Raw genomic sequence first — 17,264 nt, forward strand, 5'->3', positions numbered from 1 at the left:
TCAGATTAAGTTAAAGTCGTAAAGAAATCCCTCTGTAAATGTACTGTTAACTACTTTAAGCTGGCGTGGAAAATGTGACAATAGTAGGACTTTGAGTTCGTTGAAGCGTTCCCAAGATTCGCTCCAGGCTTGGAGGAGGATTTCACAAGGCAATGCCAGTATGACTCAATCTAGACAAACAGGATACAATAGACGCGAAAGTTAATGTTCTGGGTCTTCAAATCAAAAAAATTATCGATAATCTTCATCGGGAGCAGGAGTGCTGTTCAGACAGGCTGGAAACGATTGCTACAGAGATAGCGAGATTCAGCCTGATATGATTTCTGCAACCGAAAACTTGTCCTAACCCAACAGGCCGATAGAAAGGAGAATCTATGACTCAATCCCTCATCCCCGCAACTGAATGTCCGATTCAAATTGAGGACGATCGCACCGGAATGAGTGTGGACACGCTCAAACGGGCATTTGCGGATAATCTCTTCTACTTGCAAGGGAAGTATGAGTCCTTTGCCACCGCAGATGATTTTTACATGGCGCTCGCCTACACACTGCGCGATCGCTTGCTCAACCGTTGGCTGAAAACCTTTAAAACCTACACCGAAAACAACGTCAAGGTGGTCTATTACCTTTCGGCGGAATTTTTGATGGGGCGTCATCTCGGCAACAGTCTGATCAACCTCCACATCTACGAAAAAATCCGTCAGGCGGTTGAGGAGTCGGGACTGAATTTAGAGGAACTGTTAGAGCGAGAACCCGATCCCGGTTTGGGAAATGGGGGCTTAGGGCGTTTGGCCGCCTGTTTCCTCGACTCTCTGGCCACCTTAGAAATTCCGGCCGTCGGCTGCGGTTTGCGCTATGAGTTTGGGATTTTTCACCAAACCATTCAAGACGGTTGGCAAGCGGAAATTCCCGATAAATGGCTGCGTTTTGGCAACCCCTGGGAAATTGCCCGTCCCGATCAGTTTGTTGAGGTGAAGTTTGGCGGCCATACGGAAATGTACCACGATGATAAAGGTCATTTTCGAGTGCGTTGGATTCCCTCAACCACGGCCATTGGCATTCCCTACGATACGCCGGTTCCCGGATACGATACCAACACCGTTAACCCGCTGCGGCTGTGGCGGGCTGAGGCCAGCGATGACTTCAATTTTGATGCGTTCAACGCCGGAAACTACGACGGTGCGGTTGCGGAAAAAATGCGATCGGAGACCATTTCTAAGGTTCTCTATCCCAACGACAACACCCCTCAAGGGAAGCAACTTAGACTCGAACAACAATTTTTCTTCGTTTCTTGTACGTTGCAGGATATTCTTCGCACCCATTTGATGCACAACAAGAGTCTGCACAATTTACAAGAAAGCGCCGCCATTCAGCTTAATGATACCCATCCGGCGGTGGCGATCGCCGAAATGATGCGGCTGTTGATCGACGAACACAGTCTTGATTGGGATACCGCTTGGCGGATCACTCAAAATACTTTTGCTTACACCAACCATACTCTGATGCCGGAGGCGTTGGAAAAATGGTCGGTGAATTTGTTTGGTTATCTTCTCCCCCGTCATCTGGAAATCATCTACGAAATTAATCGCCGTTTTCTCGAAGATGTCAAGTTGTGGTATCCCGATGATAAGGGGATGTTGGCGCGTTTATCCCTGATTGAAGAAGGGCCGGAACAATATGTTCGGATGGCGAATCTAGCTTGTGTGGGATCTCACGCGATTAACGGTGTGGCGGCGCTGCACACGGAACTGTTGAAACAAGACACCCTGCGCGATTTCTACAAGCTTTGGCCGGAGAAATTCTTCAATAAAACAAACGGCGTGACTCCCCGTCGGTGGATTTTGTTGAGTAATCCCTCGCTGTCTGAGCTTTATACCTCTAAAATTGGCAATGGTTGGCTGAAAAATCTCGATGAACTTCGCAAGATTGAAGCCTACATCGAAGATCCCGGATTCCGCGAACAGTGGGACCAGATTAAGCTTGAAAATAAGCGCAAACTCGCCGATTATATCTGGAAACATAACGGTATTGGCGTCGATCCCAATTCGATGTTTGATGTACAGGTGAAGCGGATTCACGAATACAAACGTCAGCATTTGTGTGTGCTGCACATTATCACCCTGTACAACCGCATCAAACAAAATCCCAGTATTGATATTGTGCCGCGTACTTTTATCTTTGGTGGTAAGGCGGCGCCGGGATATTTCATGGCGAAACTGATGATTAAATTGATCAATGCAGTCGCCGAAGTTGTTAATGCAGACCCCGATGTTCGCGGACGGTTGAAGGTGGTTTTCTTGGCGAATTTTAACGCTTCTCTGGGTCAGAAAATCTATCCGGCTGCGGATTTGTCCGAACAAATTTCAACGGCTGGAAAAGAAGCTTCCGGTACGGGTAATATGAAGTTTGCCATGAATGGGGCGATGACTATTGGTACCCTGGATGGGGCGAATATTGAAATCCGCGAAGAAGCCGGAGAGGAGAATTTCTTCTTGTTTGGTTTAACCGCAGAGGAAGTTTACAAGACTAAAGCTGCGGGTTACAATCCTTGGGAATATTACAGCAAAAATGCCGAGTTGAAAGCGGTGATTGATCGGATCACATCGGGATATTTTTCTCATGGGGATAAGGATTTGTTTAAACCCATGATTGATTCCTTTATTCACCACGATCCTTATATGCTGTTTGCGGATTATCAGTCTTACATTGAATGTCAAGACCAAGTTAGCAAAGCATTCCAAGATCGCGAAGGTTGGATTAAAATGTCGATTAAGAATGCTACCCGCATGGGTAAGTTTTCTAGCGATCGCACCATTAAAGAATACTGCGAACAAATCTGGAATGTTAAGCCGGTTCCCATTGAAGTGGAAGAATACAATCAAGATACTGCGGTGTTAAAAGTCGCCAAGTAATCTTTCCAGACCCAGAAACCCGGTTTCTTTGAGAAACCGGGTTTCTATTTAAGAAGTGGGTTGATGATATTTTGTACCGTCGGGTAAGGTGACGTTTTCCATAACATTATTGTACAATTCAGCCCGACTCCAATTGGCACCTTTTAGGTTAGCTTCACTCAAATCAACTTCAATTAAACGGGCGTATTCTAATTTAGCATTGATCAGGTTTGCTTCGGCTAAACAGGCGCTTTCTAGGTTACTGGTTCTGAAATTAACCCCGCGAAGATTCGCCCGGTTTAAGTCGGCAAACTTGAGATCGGTTTCGCTCAAATCCGCATTCATTAAGTTCGCGTTGCGGAGAATAGCCTGTTGAAGTTGAGCTTGTTTAAAGTTGGCATTCTCGCAGATTGCATTTTCTAGTATAATACCATTAAGTTGAGCTTTTAGCAAGTTAGCATTGGTTAAATTGACACCGGTTAAATCGCTAACAATGGGCGCTGTTGAACCGTTGTTTTCCTCTAAATAGGGATTCAAATTGGCTTGTTTGAGATTGGCACCGGTGAGATTTGCGCCCTGCAAACAGACTCCTTGTAAATTTGCTTGAGCCAAGTTACTATTTTTGAGATTGGCGCGGTTTAGTTGAGTTTGTTGGGAAGAAAAACATCCCAGATTTGCCAATTTTAAATCGGAATTTTCTAAGTTAGCTTGAGTTAAATTACTCCCGCTAAGTACGGCGAAACTTAAATCCGCACCCCGCAAGTCGCAACCGCTTAACTTGGCATTTTTCAGGTTTGCTTTTTTCAGGTTAGCATTTCTTAAATTGGCATTAACGAGGTTGGCACCTTCGAGATTTGCTTGTTCTAAATTCGCCCCGGATAAATTAACACCCCTGAGATCTGCGTTTGGTAAGTTCGCTTTTGACAGGTTACTATTTTGAGCATTTTTGCTTTTGAAAAGCTGGCGAATTGAATCAAGAATTTGATAATTTTTATTTCCCAACTTGTGAGGTTTGGGGTTGAACGAAGGCGGGATATTGGGTTCGGAAAAACAGACAGTCATAATGCACACCTGGAGTAAAATCTAAAAACCCCGAGTCTCAAATGTTAAAATCAAGTCTAGTTAAAATTTTTCACCGGTGATGCGATCGCCTGATCCGATGTAAAATTAAAGAAGATGAGACTGTGGGCGTTCTACAGCTACATATTTCTCGGGTTCAACCTCTTATGCAGATTGACGCTTTTTGGCTTGTCTGGGGGCTTTATTGTTCGGGATTAAAACCAAAGGGCGGTAACGTTTCTTGAAGTTCCGAACCCAGACTAACGGTCACGATGAATTTTTCCTCTAAACTTCCAACAACCTCGGTGAAAATATAAGGATAATCATCGCCGGGATTTAATCCCTGTTCGTCTAAAATTGTGCTGGCATCGCTGACTCGTAACTGCACTTGATGGGGTAAACTCGTCTGAGAAGGGGTTCCCAAAATCAGTAATAATTTCCATTCGCGAACCGTATCTGACTCTAATTCCCCGGTTACAGCATATAACCGCAAAGAGGTTTCAGCCAGTTGTAAATCTCGATAACCGACTTTAGCTTGAGGGGAAATTTCTACTCCTTGTTGTTGAAGTTGTTGCAGAATTATTCCCATTTCTTCGGAAGTATCTCTCATGTTTCTCATAGCCGGATAACCTCTCATTTCGAGGGAAACGTCAGGAAGGAGAACCCAAGAGAATTCATTCGCTAAATTATCGAGTTCATCCCGCATCCAACGCCCCAAATTGATGGCGGGTTCGCTGATGAGTTTGAGGAGATCTTTGAGATAAGTTTTTTGGGTTTCAATCAACTCAGATTGACCAATTTCACCTTCTAAATCGGTTGTATTTTGGATTTGATAAACCCATCTTAAGAGTGAGGGATGGGTGAGTATTGCTGTGGCTTGTTCCCAGTTTAACAGGTTCCACAGTTGAGGGTTTGACGCTTGATTTTGAGGTTGAAGTTGGGGTAAAATTGTTTGTAATTGTGCTGTTTGAGCCGAAAGTAAAGTTTGACGGTTTGGAATTTCCGGTAACGGAATGGCTGCGGGTTCCAAACAGCGTAAATAGAGAAGTAATTCCTCGGTTTCTGGTTCAAACCATTGTAAGGGAATGGAATAAGTCCAGTCTTCATCCGGTTCTAAATTTGCATTAATTTTGGCGGCGATCAGATTTTGATAGGAGATAAAACCGGAAACAGCGACGGTTTCAAGTTCTTCTTGAACTTCCACCAACACATAAAATTGAGCCGCGTATTCGGGTAAATCTAATACCGCTTGAGGAACGGTAACAACTTCATCCAATAAACTTCCAACGGTTACTAAACAAACTTTAAATTGATTAACTTGTAAATTACAAACGGCGTCTATTGTATTCGCAATTTCCGGATTAAAAATAGAACAATTTTCGCGGTTAACAGTAAATTCATCGCCCCGTTCTTCCAACCAGTTTTCAAAGCCAAATAAAGCTAAAGCGTTTAAATAAGTAAACCATTTCCGAGATTCATCTTTAAGGGGATGAGTCAGTTCTATAGCGCGATCAATTTGTTCGTTAGATAAAGAAACAGACGATGTTGAGAAGGCTTCAAAACCGAGCGAAATTTCCGTTAATAAAGATGAATTACTCATTTTTAGTTCTCCTGATTCTGTAAATTAAGCGGGGGGAAGTTGTGATGCACGATTCCATTATAATCGATTGAGATAGCATAGAGGTAGAAGGTAAATTTTAACACTTATACTGACAATCTATCTGCTCACAAAGTCGCCGAGAAAATAAACTTTTTGTCGAACTTTCTTGGGAATTGTGAGATTCCGATTCTGCTTCTTGAATCACCCGGTCAATTTGTTCGTTGAGCGCTTCATCAAGTTGAGAATCGAGAGTTTTATCCAAACTTTTTAAGCGTTGAGAATCAGTATAATTTTTAGCAAATTCGAGAATGCGATCGCGCAGTTGAATTAAAAGAGTTTGTCGAACATCGGCTCTAAATTCCTTCAATTTTAACAAACGAGTCACTTGATACTGTGCTTTTAACCCTAACTGTTTGGCAATTTCTCCCATTGATTCTCCCCGACAATGAAATAGACTCAACGCTTTTAAAAATTGTTCTCTTTTTTCCGAACTCCGACCTTTAAACTTACTCAATCTTTGCTCAATCACTTCTAACAAACTGACATCCAAACAGGTTAAAAACTGTTGGCGGTACTGCTCTAAAAAGGCGACCTGTTGGCTATCATCTTCTGTTGTCGGTTCCTCGGGATAAACCAACTTATCCGATCCTTCCAACTCGGAATCATCGAGGGATTTAGTCGGAACTTGACCGCCGCGAACATAAATCCGATAATCTCTTAATTGAGTAGAAATCTCTTGCAGAGTTTGAGCAACCATTTTCGTAGAAATCGAAAGATCAAATTGAGCTTTTAGAAACCGAGTCATTTGTTCATATTGTTCGGGAGTTGGAGGTTGACATCGCCGTTTAAATCCGCTCGTGCGTTGTTGAAGTCGTTGGCTGCGATAAATGCTGTGATAGCTAGATAAAATTTGACTACTGCGTTGAATTTCCACCGGAGTCAGTTGATAAACCTCGGACAAAATTCGCTCAAGTTGTTTGGGTCGAGTATCGTTCAATATCGCCCAATTACTCACCATATAAATTCCCCGTTCGAGCAGAAACGTGTTCAATTCGGGATGGAATTTAACGCGGCGATTGGTCCAGGTTGCCAAACTGCTTTGTTGGGGGTCAAAACTGTCAAGAATTTGTCGAGCTAAAGACTGGTAATCACTATTTTTTGGGTTAATTTCCCCAGATTCATCAAGAACTAAAGGAAATAAATCTTGACGACTAAAACCGTGTTCTTCCCCAAATTTAGCCTCTAGATACAAACAGGTTTGCTCAATTTCCCAAGAAATAAAACACAAAAGACAAAGTTGAGCATCTGTTGAACCTAAATCGCTAGAAGGAAGGGTGGACGGTTGGCGATACCACTGAGTCAATTGTTTCTGAATGGGAACATCGGACACTTCGGTGCGAGTCGCCCACTCGGAGAGTGCTGACTGAAAAAATGCTTTAGCTGAGGGGATTTCGGAAATTTTCCGCTGTCCCGAACTTGTGAGTTTGACCAATTTCCAGTATTTTGACGCAGTACCCATTGAAATTTTAAGTTGGAGTTGGCGATGGTGAGCAGTCAACAGACTTCCACTTGATTCTAGTTTGTCATTATTTCACCTCCATGTCCTTTTTTGGGTGTTCTGTTGGGGTTGGTTCCCTTCTGCTGATACTTATTTCTGGAGATTTTCGGCCTATGCACTTTGCGTCTGAGTGTAACAGGCCGATTGAATTTACGCAATCAAAGCCGAAGGATTCGCCGTCTGGGTCAAAATTTGTTCAACTTCCGCAACAGTTAAATTGGGGTTTGCACTCAACATCAACGCCGCAACACCCGCCACATGAGGCGCCGCCATTGACGTTCCCTCATAATATTCATAATTATTGTTGGGGGTGGTAGAGTAAATATCGACTCCGGGGGCGACAACATAATCTAAGGGGTTAAAACCCGCCTGATTGGAGAAATCGGCGAAATGATTGTAAAAGTCGGAAGCACCCACCGCAATTCCGATCTCTGTGGCGTAGTTCGCGGGGTATTTCGGTACAAACTCCCCATCATTTCCGGCGGAGGAAACCACAACAACCCCATTGTCTGTAGCATATTGAATCGCTTCTTGGAGCGGATTGAAGTGATAGTAGTAGCTACTATAACTCTCGAAACCCAAACTCATGTTAATCACATCGGCACCGTTGTCAACAGCGTAACGAATCCCAGAGACAACGCTATAAATTCCCCCCTGATCATCTGTCAAGACTCGGACGGGCATAATTTGAGCGTTGGGAGCGACGCCGGTTATCCCAAATTCGTTATTTTCTGCGGCGATAACTCCGGCGACATGGGTACCGTGACCGTCTAAATCCATCGGATCGCGGTCATAATCAATAAAATCCCAACCGTTGACATCATCTCGGAAACCGTTCCCATCGTCATCTATACCATTATTGGGAATTTCATCAATATTTTGCCAGATGCGACTGTCGAGATCGGGATGATTGTAGTCTACTCCGGTGTCGAGTACCGCCACAACCACGCCTTCGCCGGTGTAACCCTGACTCCAAACTTCGGGGGCGTTAATTCGATTGACTCCCCAGTTGGGATCGAGGGTGTCGGGAACATCAACAAAGGGAACCGGAGAACCGATCGCCTGACTAACCGCAGCAGATGCGTTAATCAAACCGTATCCGTCTACAGCATCAAAACCGGAAACGGACTCATTAACCGGGATCGGCGTTGCGGAGAGGTTCAGGGTATAGGGTGTAGAACCGCTAAACTGGGTAACGTTGATGTAGTAGGTTCCCGCAGGTAAAGTCGCGGAAATATTTTCGGGGAAGTTATCCCATCGCAGAGAGTAGTCAATGATTTCATCGTAATCAACAAAACCGTCACTATTGCGATCGTCGATTAATTGTAAATCTGCATCTGCGATTAAACCATCTAAAGATAGATGCAGGTTGCTGGCGCTGTGGAGTTCAATCCGATAATAGTCGTCGAGATCGAAGATTCCGACAGAATCGCTCACGGTTTGAGTTCCTTCGATCAAACCCAAATTTTGAGCGGTGATTAAAGTATCATCGACGACCGGAAGTCCAAACTGATCGCTGAGGTTTTCCCCTGTGACTGGATCTGTGGTGAGGTGGTTTTGACTCGGATCGGGGTGATGATCCCAAACTTCAGCAGTAAGGGTGGGTTCGAGGGGTTTTAAGGCGGGAAGTTGGGGAACCGAAGCCCGGATCGGATCGGAATATCCATTCCATTCTGGGCTGTTGAGGGGTTCTGGGGTCGTTAAATCGACCAGATGCAATCCTGACCAATCTGCTTGTTGAGCGTCAAACATAGAGATGAACGTTACACAACGCTGTATACACCTGACTCAATGTATCTCTGAGGGAAGAAAGCTTATGCAGTTTAGCAGTCTCTCTGGAATCTGTAAATCCGATCGACTCCCCCCGATGCGGACTCGCTCATTTATCAATGGATAATGGATAATGGATAATTGATGATTGATGATTGATGATTAATTAATCAGGTTGAAGACCTCTCCTTTTAAGGAGAAAAAAGAAAAATTATTTTCAAAGCTTATTTTTAAAGCCTATTCTTTCTTTCCTGTTCGGGGTTCAGAGTCAAGTTTAAGGGAGTGGGATTGTTGATTTTACAGTGAAAATATTGGCGGTAGAGTTCACAGCTAATTCTTGCTCGATCGTTTTCGAGATAAATTAACCCCAAACTTAAGAGTTTAAACGCTTCAACTTGATCGACTGGGATTGGGCTTTCGGCGCTGAGAACTTTTTGAAAGGCGATCGCTAACTCCCGATTTTCTTGAAGATACCAGGCTTGACTTTGAAGGTGATCGCTATAAATTCCGGTGTCACTGGTAGCGGTTTCAATTAGATCTTTTAGCTCTATTTGTTGTAAGACGCTGTGATAAAAAGTTAATCTCACCAGGTAGGGAAATCCCCCGACTAATTCCATTAATTGGGATAACTCATCGGCCGAGAGATTTAACCCGTGATACCGCCCCAAATTAAAGACTTGTTCGGAGGTAAAAGGGGGTAAATCTACAGATAAACCCATGTTAAACGGATAGGGTATGGTGTCGATGCGAAGGTCTATTTCTGTTAAACTAACGAGCAGTATACGCAGTTTTTCCCATTGGCTGAGGTCTCGGGTTTCTTCGTGCCAAGAACGCAGGAGAACGAGTAGATCTCGCCTCAGCGATGGATATTCAAAAAGCTGATTGAGTTCGTCGAGTGCTAAAACGATGGGGCTGTTAATTTGTTCAAATAAATAGCTTTGAAAATAGAGGGTACAGCTGACTATAGCCCCCATTTCTTCATTCCAATATTCATCGAGTTTGGGATCTAATCCCAGTTGGCGGGCGCTATTGGCACAAAGCCAGCGCAGAAATTTTTCGCTTGAGGATAAGACTTCACTTTCTGCACGGTTGAGACTAATTTTTACGGTTTTAAATCCCTGATTTTGAGCAAAATCCAGTATTCTTACCATCAGGGAGGTTTTTCCCATTTTACGCGGCGCTTTGATGCGAATTAAAGAACGGGGTTTTTGAATTTCTTGATAACAGGTTGATTCGATGGGCGCGCGCTCTATGTAAAACCGAGAGGTGAGGGGTACTTGTCCTTCCGGGGATTCTATGTTAGTCACCTCGGATGTATCCTGGACTCCGCTTTGATTGAGTTCTCCTGACTTGATTAATTGTTTTTCGAGAAGAAAACGACAGTTGGTTTTGCTAATTTTTTCACCCAGGATTTCAGAAAGGAGATTCCATAATTTCGGCGCCGCTCCATTTTTGAGGTAGCTGGGAGAATAGCCATTTTCAATCGCTATTTGATCGTAGGTTTTTTTTACATCCTGCAAGGATTCGCTCAGAATCACTTTCTGAATATAGCTTAAAGGACTCCCTGTCCGAATACTGACTAAAGTATCGGTCAACTCTACTATTTCTTGAACACCCATCCCTAAAATTCACCCAATAGTTTCCTCTCGGTCTAGTATAGCCGCATTTTCTATTGACTTTAATTTTTGAGGAATGTCATATTCATATTCTTAGCCCTCTTAAAAAGTTCAGATAAAATTTATTTAGAACAATTGGGCCAGGGAGGGATATCTTTCTATCTGTTTTTTTACACTTTCTAGCTGTATAGTAATCAAAAATTTCTTGGAGGTTATTGCTTCGGTGATCAGAAGCATTGAAAATTATATTACTGAGTCAAGAGATCACGACTCAAGGAGTTTCAGCACAAAAAGTCTAGAAAACTGTCTAAAAAGTCTGAAGGTGAGCAAGTGAGTCTAAAAAGTTTAAAAAGTCTAAAAAGTTTTTAATGTTTGAAAAGTATAAAAAGTTTTTAAAGTCTCCACTCTATAACTCTGATAGTCAGTCCGCTACGAAAACCTATAGAGTTTTTAGAATTACACTACGGATTTTAAGAAATTGAACTGGCAACGCTAATCATTTCACGTTAGCCAGTCCACCTCAACAAAACCAGTCACAGTATTAATATGCCAGGGTTAATACCCCTTCGACAATACATAAAGTTAGTCTTTTGGTAGATGCGATGATACTGAGTTTTCAAGTATACTAAATAGGTTTTGGCTACTCACTGTCCCTATTCCTGTCCCCCGGGTTTTAACGCACAAACACGGTCATTTGTCAATATCTAAAGTTAGTTAATCTTCGTCAAAAAGTTAACAAAATATTAAATCTGTATCGAATTTGATAGTGCCGAAAAAGACCAAACTGTACATTACAAATAAATGCCAGGAGTATGAATTATGGCTAATGTTGTCTTCTATGAAAAACCCGGATGTAAAAATAACACTAAGCAAAAAGGCTTACTACAAGCAGCAGGCCACCATTTAGATGCTCGCAATCTTTTAACTGAATCTTGGACACCCCAGAAACTCCGTCCTTTTTTCGGGAATTTACCGGTAGCAGACTGGTTTAATCGTAGCGCACCCCGCATTAAATCGGGAGAAGTTGATCCCAGTCAAGTCAGTGAAGAAATCGCTCTTAATTTAATGATAGCCGATCCGCTGTTAATTCGTCGCCCCTTAATTCAAGTCGGAGAAATTTGTCGGGTTGGCTTCGATCCCGATGCGATCAACACTTGGATCGGTTTAAATTCCACCACTCCCCTTTCTGAAGACTTAGAAACTTGTCCCCGTTCCCACGCCGAAACCCCCTGTAAAACTCACAGTCATTAAAGTTTTACGGGTTCAGTTCAAAATCTTTCGGGCGCTACAGTTTGCGCCCTTATTTCTAACAATTAAACTAAGATTTACTGGAGTAGTAAAACGCAATTTCTTTCGGTTTTAGCCCTTCAAAACCCGCCTCAGTTAACATTTGATTCAGTTCGTCTTGGGGGATGTGTTTGGCGCCGATCCGCACGATCCGCGATCGCATTGTATTTGATACCCCACTGCGTTGACGTCCGGCTTCTAATCCCATCACTTGATTGTAGAGATTTAGTTTTTCTGAAGGAATTGGGCTACCATCTAAATCGATTCCCTCCGCGATCGCCCGATCGACTGCATCTGCACCTTGGGTACTTTGAGCGTCTGATGTCATATTTCAGTCCGAATTTTACCGAAACAATTCTATCAGATTTGGTTGCCCGGATTTCAAAACAATTAAAAGCCCACCTCAACAGGTGAGCCGAGTGGAATATTACGCTCGGTATTGCTGGATTATCTATACAGTAGCAGTTTAGTCGGCGGATCGTCCGTATAGATCTATACTTACTCCAATTTTTTTAATTAAATTTTTGAACGAAAAACATTCGCTTCTCTCTAAAGACAGAAATTTAACTTTGCTGTCTGTTTCCAAGTCGGTGGAAATCCGACAGAATTACCACCTTTGAGAAATTCTGAACAAAATCTAATTTCAACTCAGCCTAAATTAATCTTCCCCTCAATCGGACTTAATTCCGGGTTTAATCTTTCCTAATAATCTTCTCTTAAAGTAATAATTGAAGCGTAAAACAGAGATATTTATCCAGGAGAACACCATGAAAAAGATGTTCAGTTTAGTTGTGTTAGCTGCACTCGGTATCGGCTTATTTCCAACCCAACCCGCTCAGGCTCAATATACCCAAAGTGGGGTAACAAATGATATTGTTTGTCGGTTTAAGTACAAGTTCGCCGACGAAGATTGGATGAGCGGTGATGCCAGTGGAACAACTCGTTTGAACGCTAAAAATACACGAAATAAAATTATTGATGGTCTGGAAAGCCAAGCGGATTCAACGGGAACCGAGTTACAAGTTGTTCATTTAGGTTGTCGCGATCCTTGGGGTCAAAATTAGTTCCTCAAAGATGTTGTTTGGGAATTTAAGACAATTTTATATTAAAATCAGGGTCGCGCAAAGTGAGTTTACTAACCTCAGTAAGCTCATTTTGTGGTGGTTTGGAGAAAGCGCTTAACAAAAAACCCCCCAAACGATTATAATTAAAAAACCCAAAAAAGATGATCCGTTTGCCCGCCCATGAAACTTTCGCAGAAACAACTCAACATTTTGTCAGTTTGTCCGCGTCGGTTTCAACAAACCTATTTAGATCAACTGATTTCTCCCCCTTCTCCCGATCAAGAAGAACGCCTCGCCTGGGGAAATCGGTTTCACCTGTTAATGCAGCAGCGAGAATTGGGCTTACCGATAGAAGATTTAATGTCAGAAAATCCTCAACTCGCCCAAGAATTAAGCGCCTTAATTCAAGCGGCTCCCGCTCTTTTTCGTTCAAATTCAAATTCTCCCGACCCAACCTTTCGAGATGCGGAACATCTGCGAACGCTAAAATTTGGAGAACATCTTTTAATTGGGGTGTATGATTTGTTAATTGCCGATGAGAAAACCGCTCAAATCCTCGACTGGAAAACCTACCCCCGTCCTCAAAATTACGTTCATATTAAAAACAATTGGCAAACTCGCCTTTATCCTTATCTGTTAGTCGAAACCAGCGATTATTTACCCGAACAAATTTCAATGACTTATTGGTTTGTCAAAGGAAATCAAAATTCGGGGCCACAATATTTATCCCTTCCCTACGACAGCCAAAAACATCAACAAACTCAACAGGATCTCGCCCAACTGATCGCCCAACTCGACGAATATCTCCACCGCTACGAACAAGGAGAATCCTTTCCCCAAGTCGAAATCTCAACCGGATCTTGTCAATCTTGTTCTTTTGCCGTTCGTTGTCAGCGTCTTCAGGAAACCGAGGATAATTTTGGGGAATTTGGGGAATTGAACGTTAACAAATTGCCAAATCTCGCTACAATTGAAGAAATCCCGATCTAAATCTCTGGGAGATTTATACAGGGGTTGGCAGAAAAACCCGGTTTCTTCTTCGGCGATCGCTGTCTAAATTTTCAAATCTCGTTTACCAACCGGGTTTATAGGTAAGTCCTCATGTAAATCTTGTCAATATTTTCTTCCTCCAATTCTAAATTCAATCCAATTCAAACTCAATCCCCATGTGGCAAATTCAGCCGACTGTTGAGATTCCCGACTGGATGATTCCGGCAATTCGCGAGCATATCCCCCAGATAAACGGAGGTTTTGCGGCACAATTACTCATTTCTCGGGGAATAAAAACCCCCGAACAATTGGCGGTTTTTCTCGACGCCAACCTCTACAAACCAAGCAGTCCGTTTGAGTTTGGATCGGAGATGAAATGGGCGGTGAATCGATTAGTTATTGCCCGAAACTGCGACGAAGCGATCGCCATTTGGGGAGATTTTGACGCCGATGGAATTACCGCAACCTCTGTATTGTGGGAAGGTTTGGGTCAATTTTTTAACCAAAAGGGAAGTATAGACGCAACCACAGAAGATGCTTCGGCCTATTTATCCTACTACATTCCTAACCGTTTAACCGAGTCTCACGGCTTGAATATTGCCGGAATTGAACAATTAGCCCAACAAGGGGTGCGGGTGATTGTCACTTGCGACACGGGAAGTACAAATCTGGCTGAAATTAAACACGCCAAACAGTTAGGAATTGATGTAATTGTTACCGATCATCATACCTTACCGCCCGAACGTCCGCCCGTCGTTTCGATTATTAATCCCCGCAATTTATCCCCACAGCATCCCATGTATCATTTATCCGGGGTTGCTGTTGCTTATAAACTGGTTGAAGCCCTCTACAAAACCTTACCAGATATTCCCCAACAACCCCTAGAAGATTTGTTAGATTTGGTGGCAATTGGGTTAATTGCCGATTTGGTTCAGTTAACGGGAGATTGTCGTTATCTCGCCCAATGTGGCATCGAACAACTGAAAAAACAACAGAAAAATCCCACCCGTCCCGGCGTCGGAAAATTATTGGATTTGTGCAAACGAACCGGAGACCGTCCGACGGATATTTCCTTTGGTTTAGGCCCAAGAATTAATGCGGTGAGTCGCATTCACGGAGACGCAAGTTTTTGTGTGGAATTACTCACCAGTCGGGATGAAAAACGCTGCAATCAATTGGCTTTAGAAACCGAACTCGCCAACACTCGCCGCAAGTCGCTTCAGCGAGAAGTTACCCGAGATGTCATCAAAAAACTCGCCCAATTAGACTTATCAACCACTTGTGTAATTGTATTAACAGACCCCCAATGGCCGACGGGAGTTTTGGGGCTGGTGGCGGGTCAAATCGCCCAAGAATACGGACGACCGACGATTTTATTAAGTAGCGATGTTGGGGGAAGTTTAGAATTAGAAGATTCACAAACCCCAGAAAATCGTCAACTTTTTGCCCGGGGTTCGGCCCGTTCGGTTAATCAAATTGATCTGTACGAATTGGTTAAAGGTCAGGCCCATTTATTACATCGATTTGGCGGTCATCCCTTCGCTGCGGGGTTGAGTTTACCTGTAGAAAATATTCCGATGTTTACAGAAGGAATTAACCGCCAACTCCGCGAACAAATAGAACAGATACCCGGCGGAGGTTTGGAACCAATTGTACAGGTTGATTTGGTTTGTACCGTTGCCGAATTGGGGAAGGATTTGTTTCAAGAATTAAAAGTATTAGAACCCTGCGGAATGGGTAATCCTGTCCCCCATATTTTAATCGAAAATTGTTGGTTTAGCAACCCCTGGAATCAAAACGAAAAAGATATTAGAGGTCAGAAGGTTTCTTATATTAAAACCACGTTTGAACTGTGGGATGAATCGGTACAAGTTGGCTTTCCGGGGGTGTGGTGGGGTCATTACAAAGATGAACTTCCCGAGGGACGCTGTGATGCTGTTGTCGAACTTGATTTTAATACTTATAACAAACGCTATGAAGTGAGGTTGTTAGAAGTTAGATCGGCTGAAAATTCAGATGTAAAGCCAATTTCTCCGAAAATAGATTATATTATTGATCGGCGAAATGAGAAACAAAATCACTCGGAAGATGAACTTTTAAACGGGATAAAACCTTTAATGATTAAAGATTGTCCGACGAGTTGGGATGAGTTGCGGGTGTGGTTTCGGCGTTTAATTCATCCTCAACACCAGTTAATTTTGGCTTATCAACCCAAACCGGAAATTTCACCGCTAGAAATTTGGGAAAAACTGATCGGAATTGCCAAATATTTAAGTCGAACCGGAGAATCGGTCAGTCGGAAAAAATTACAGAAAACATTAACCATTGGTGATTCAAGCTTGATGTTGGGGTTTGATTGTTTGAGACAATTGGGATTTAAAATCGAATATCGCGATCGCGAATTTTTTATCATCAAAACCGAAAGTCTAGAAACAACTGAAGCCGAACAACAAGCCGAATTTTCGGAGTTACTTCAAAGGTTTTTAGCCGCTATTCGAGAAGAACAATTTCGCCGAAAATATTTCTGTGAAGTTCCCCTCTCTACCATTCAAGCGATCGCCCATCAAACTCTCAATCAATTGTCTACCGTTTCTTCCGAGTTAAAATTTTAGGAAATCGAAAAAGGTGATAGAAAAGCGAACGTTTGTAGTTGGGCGTCAGCCCCCTTTTTTCTGCGCTCAAGCGCAACGACGAACCCGCTGTTTTAACTCCTTCTTACGAGAGAGCAACAGAAGGTTTTAGCGTCAAACTGGGTAATAAATCTTCTAAATTGAGATTTGTTGCAACTTGAGCCAATTGATTAACATCGTGGGGGTTTTCCAGATAAGGTAAAATCCCTAAAACCGGAATTTGAGTTAACGATTCAATCAAATCAATCGGAGTCCAATTCTCAATTTCTTGTTGCTCGCAAGGTTGAACACAATTAAGAACAATTCCTCTCAAATTCACCCCCATTCGACGAGCCAAAGCCACATTAGAAACCGCTTGCGCGATCGCCCCCAACCGAATAGGAACCACCAAAACCGTTGGTAAACGCCAATCTCGCGCCAAATCCGCTACAATTAACTCGTGGGTAATCGGAGAACCCAAACCGCCCAGCGCTTCAATTAAAATAAAATCTCGCTGCTGTTGGAGATTACAAAAAGCCGCCCAAACCTTTTCTAATTCTACCCGACGCCCTTCTTGTTCGGCTGCAATAGGAGGGGCTAAAGGCGCTTCAAAATAGAGAGGAGTAATTTCTTCGGGAGACTGTTCGAGGGAAAAAAGTTGACTATACAATTCGCGATCGCCAACCCCAGACTGTAAAGGTTTCATTACCCCCAAACGCTGAGAACAAACATATTTTTTCCAATAAGCAATCAAAGCGGTTGTTAATACCGTTTTCCCCGCTTCCGTATCGCTTGCAGAAATCAAAAGTGAATTCATCAT

The 17,264-nt window shown here is 43.0% G+C and carries 12 protein-coding genes; 5 read left to right on the plus strand and 7 right to left on the minus strand.

What is annotated here, in order from left to right; genetic code table 11:
- The first annotated feature begins 374 nt into the window (after positions 1-374).
- Positions 375-2,912 carry a glycogen/starch/alpha-glucan phosphorylase gene (locus tag ACL6C3_RS21565; protein ID WP_413161099.1) on the plus strand — a complete coding sequence of 846 codons (2,538 nt, stop codon included), beginning with the start codon at positions 375-377 and terminating at the stop codon, positions 2,910-2,912.
- A 48-nt stretch (positions 2,913-2,960) separates the two neighbouring features.
- Here ACL6C3_RS21565 and ACL6C3_RS21570 read toward each other — a convergent pair whose 3' ends face one another.
- The 5 genes from ACL6C3_RS21570 to ACL6C3_RS21590 form a co-directional block, all read right to left on the minus strand.
- Positions 2,961-3,953: a pentapeptide repeat-containing protein gene (locus ACL6C3_RS21570; RefSeq protein WP_413161100.1), complete on the minus strand. Its 993-nt coding sequence runs from the start codon at positions 3,951-3,953 to the stop codon at positions 2,961-2,963.
- Positions 3,954-4,152: 199 nt separating this feature from the next.
- Positions 4,153-5,550, minus strand: coding sequence for a DUF1822 family protein (locus ACL6C3_RS21575; RefSeq protein WP_413161101.1), 1,398 nt, complete (start codon positions 5,548-5,550; stop codon positions 4,153-4,155).
- A gap of 97 nt (positions 5,551-5,647) precedes the next feature.
- Positions 5,648-7,069 carry a hypothetical protein gene (locus tag ACL6C3_RS21580; RefSeq protein WP_413161102.1) on the minus strand — a complete coding sequence of 474 codons (1,422 nt, stop codon included), beginning with the start codon at positions 7,067-7,069 and terminating at the stop codon, positions 5,648-5,650.
- A 189-nt stretch (positions 7,070-7,258) separates the two neighbouring features.
- Entirely contained in the window at positions 7,259-8,860 is a 1,602-nt protein-coding gene (locus ACL6C3_RS21585) for a S8 family serine peptidase (RefSeq protein WP_413161103.1), read from the minus strand.
- A 248-nt stretch (positions 8,861-9,108) separates the two neighbouring features.
- Positions 9,109-10,497, minus strand: coding sequence for an AAA-like domain-containing protein (locus ACL6C3_RS21590; protein ID WP_413161104.1), 1,389 nt, complete (start codon positions 10,495-10,497; stop codon positions 9,109-9,111).
- Between the two features lie 816 nt (positions 10,498-11,313).
- Here ACL6C3_RS21590 and ACL6C3_RS21595 point away from each other — a divergent pair.
- Entirely contained in the window at positions 11,314-11,745 is a 432-nt protein-coding gene (locus tag ACL6C3_RS21595; RefSeq protein ID WP_413161105.1) for an ArsC/Spx/MgsR family protein, read from the plus strand.
- A 67-nt stretch (positions 11,746-11,812) separates the two neighbouring features.
- Here the strand turns inward: ACL6C3_RS21595 and ACL6C3_RS21600 are convergent, their stop codons facing one another.
- A complete protein-coding gene (locus ACL6C3_RS21600) occupies positions 11,813-12,109 on the minus strand; it encodes a DUF4090 family protein (protein WP_413161106.1) in 297 nt (98 codons plus the stop codon).
- Between the two features lie 439 nt (positions 12,110-12,548).
- Between ACL6C3_RS21600 and ACL6C3_RS21605 the strand changes: the two genes are divergently transcribed.
- From ACL6C3_RS21605 to recJ, 3 genes are all read left to right on the plus strand, one after another.
- On the plus strand, positions 12,549-12,845 hold the full coding sequence (locus tag ACL6C3_RS21605; protein ID WP_413161107.1) for a hypothetical protein: 297 nt from the start codon (positions 12,549-12,551) through the stop codon (positions 12,843-12,845).
- A 210-nt stretch (positions 12,846-13,055) separates the two neighbouring features.
- Entirely contained in the window at positions 13,056-13,835 is a 780-nt protein-coding gene (locus ACL6C3_RS21610; RefSeq protein WP_413161108.1) for a PD-(D/E)XK nuclease family protein, read from the plus strand.
- A 176-nt stretch (positions 13,836-14,011) separates the two neighbouring features.
- Entirely contained in the window at positions 14,012-16,447 is a 2,436-nt protein-coding gene (gene recJ / locus ACL6C3_RS21615; protein ID WP_413161109.1) for a single-stranded-DNA-specific exonuclease RecJ, read from the plus strand.
- Positions 16,448-16,550: 103 nt separating this feature from the next.
- On the opposite strand, the gene bioD is transcribed toward recJ, so the two are convergent.
- Positions 16,551-17,264, minus strand: coding sequence for a dethiobiotin synthase (bioD, locus tag ACL6C3_RS21620; protein WP_413161110.1), 714 nt, complete (start codon positions 17,262-17,264; stop codon positions 16,551-16,553).

This window comes from Capilliphycus salinus ALCB114379 (assembly GCF_047276495.1).
GTDB lineage: Bacteria > Cyanobacteriota > Cyanobacteriia > Cyanobacteriales > Microcoleaceae > Capilliphycus > Capilliphycus salinus.

What these genes read in the sequence shown, in the direction of transcription:
- ACL6C3_RS21565 (WP_413161099.1), top strand. Translation starts at nt 375, where the DNA reads ATGACTCAATCCCTCATCCCCGCAACTGAATGTCCGATTCAAATTGAG.
- ACL6C3_RS21570 (WP_413161100.1), bottom strand. Translation starts at nt 3,953, where the DNA reads ATGACTGTCTGTTTTTCCGAACCCAATATCCCGCCTTCGTTCAACCCC.
- ACL6C3_RS21575 (WP_413161101.1), bottom strand. Translation starts at nt 5,550, where the DNA reads ATGAGTAATTCATCTTTATTAACGGAAATTTCGCTCGGTTTTGAAGCC.
- ACL6C3_RS21580 (WP_413161102.1), bottom strand. Translation starts at nt 7,069, where the DNA reads ATGGGTACTGCGTCAAAATACTGGAAATTGGTCAAACTCACAAGTTCG.
- ACL6C3_RS21585 (WP_413161103.1), bottom strand. Translation starts at nt 8,860, where the DNA reads ATGTTTGACGCTCAACAAGCAGATTGGTCAGGATTGCATCTGGTCGAT.
- ACL6C3_RS21590 (WP_413161104.1), bottom strand. Translation starts at nt 10,497, where the DNA reads ATGGGTGTTCAAGAAATAGTAGAGTTGACCGATACTTTAGTCAGTATT.
- ACL6C3_RS21595 (WP_413161105.1), top strand. Translation starts at nt 11,314, where the DNA reads ATGGCTAATGTTGTCTTCTATGAAAAACCCGGATGTAAAAATAACACT.
- ACL6C3_RS21600 (WP_413161106.1), bottom strand. Translation starts at nt 12,109, where the DNA reads ATGACATCAGACGCTCAAAGTACCCAAGGTGCAGATGCAGTCGATCGG.
- ACL6C3_RS21605 (WP_413161107.1), top strand. Translation starts at nt 12,549, where the DNA reads ATGAAAAAGATGTTCAGTTTAGTTGTGTTAGCTGCACTCGGTATCGGC.
- recJ (WP_413161109.1), top strand. Translation starts at nt 14,012, where the DNA reads ATGTGGCAAATTCAGCCGACTGTTGAGATTCCCGACTGGATGATTCCG.
- bioD (WP_413161110.1), bottom strand. Translation starts at nt 17,264, where the DNA reads ATGATGAATTCACTTTTGATTTCTGCAAGCGATACGGAAGCGGGGAAA.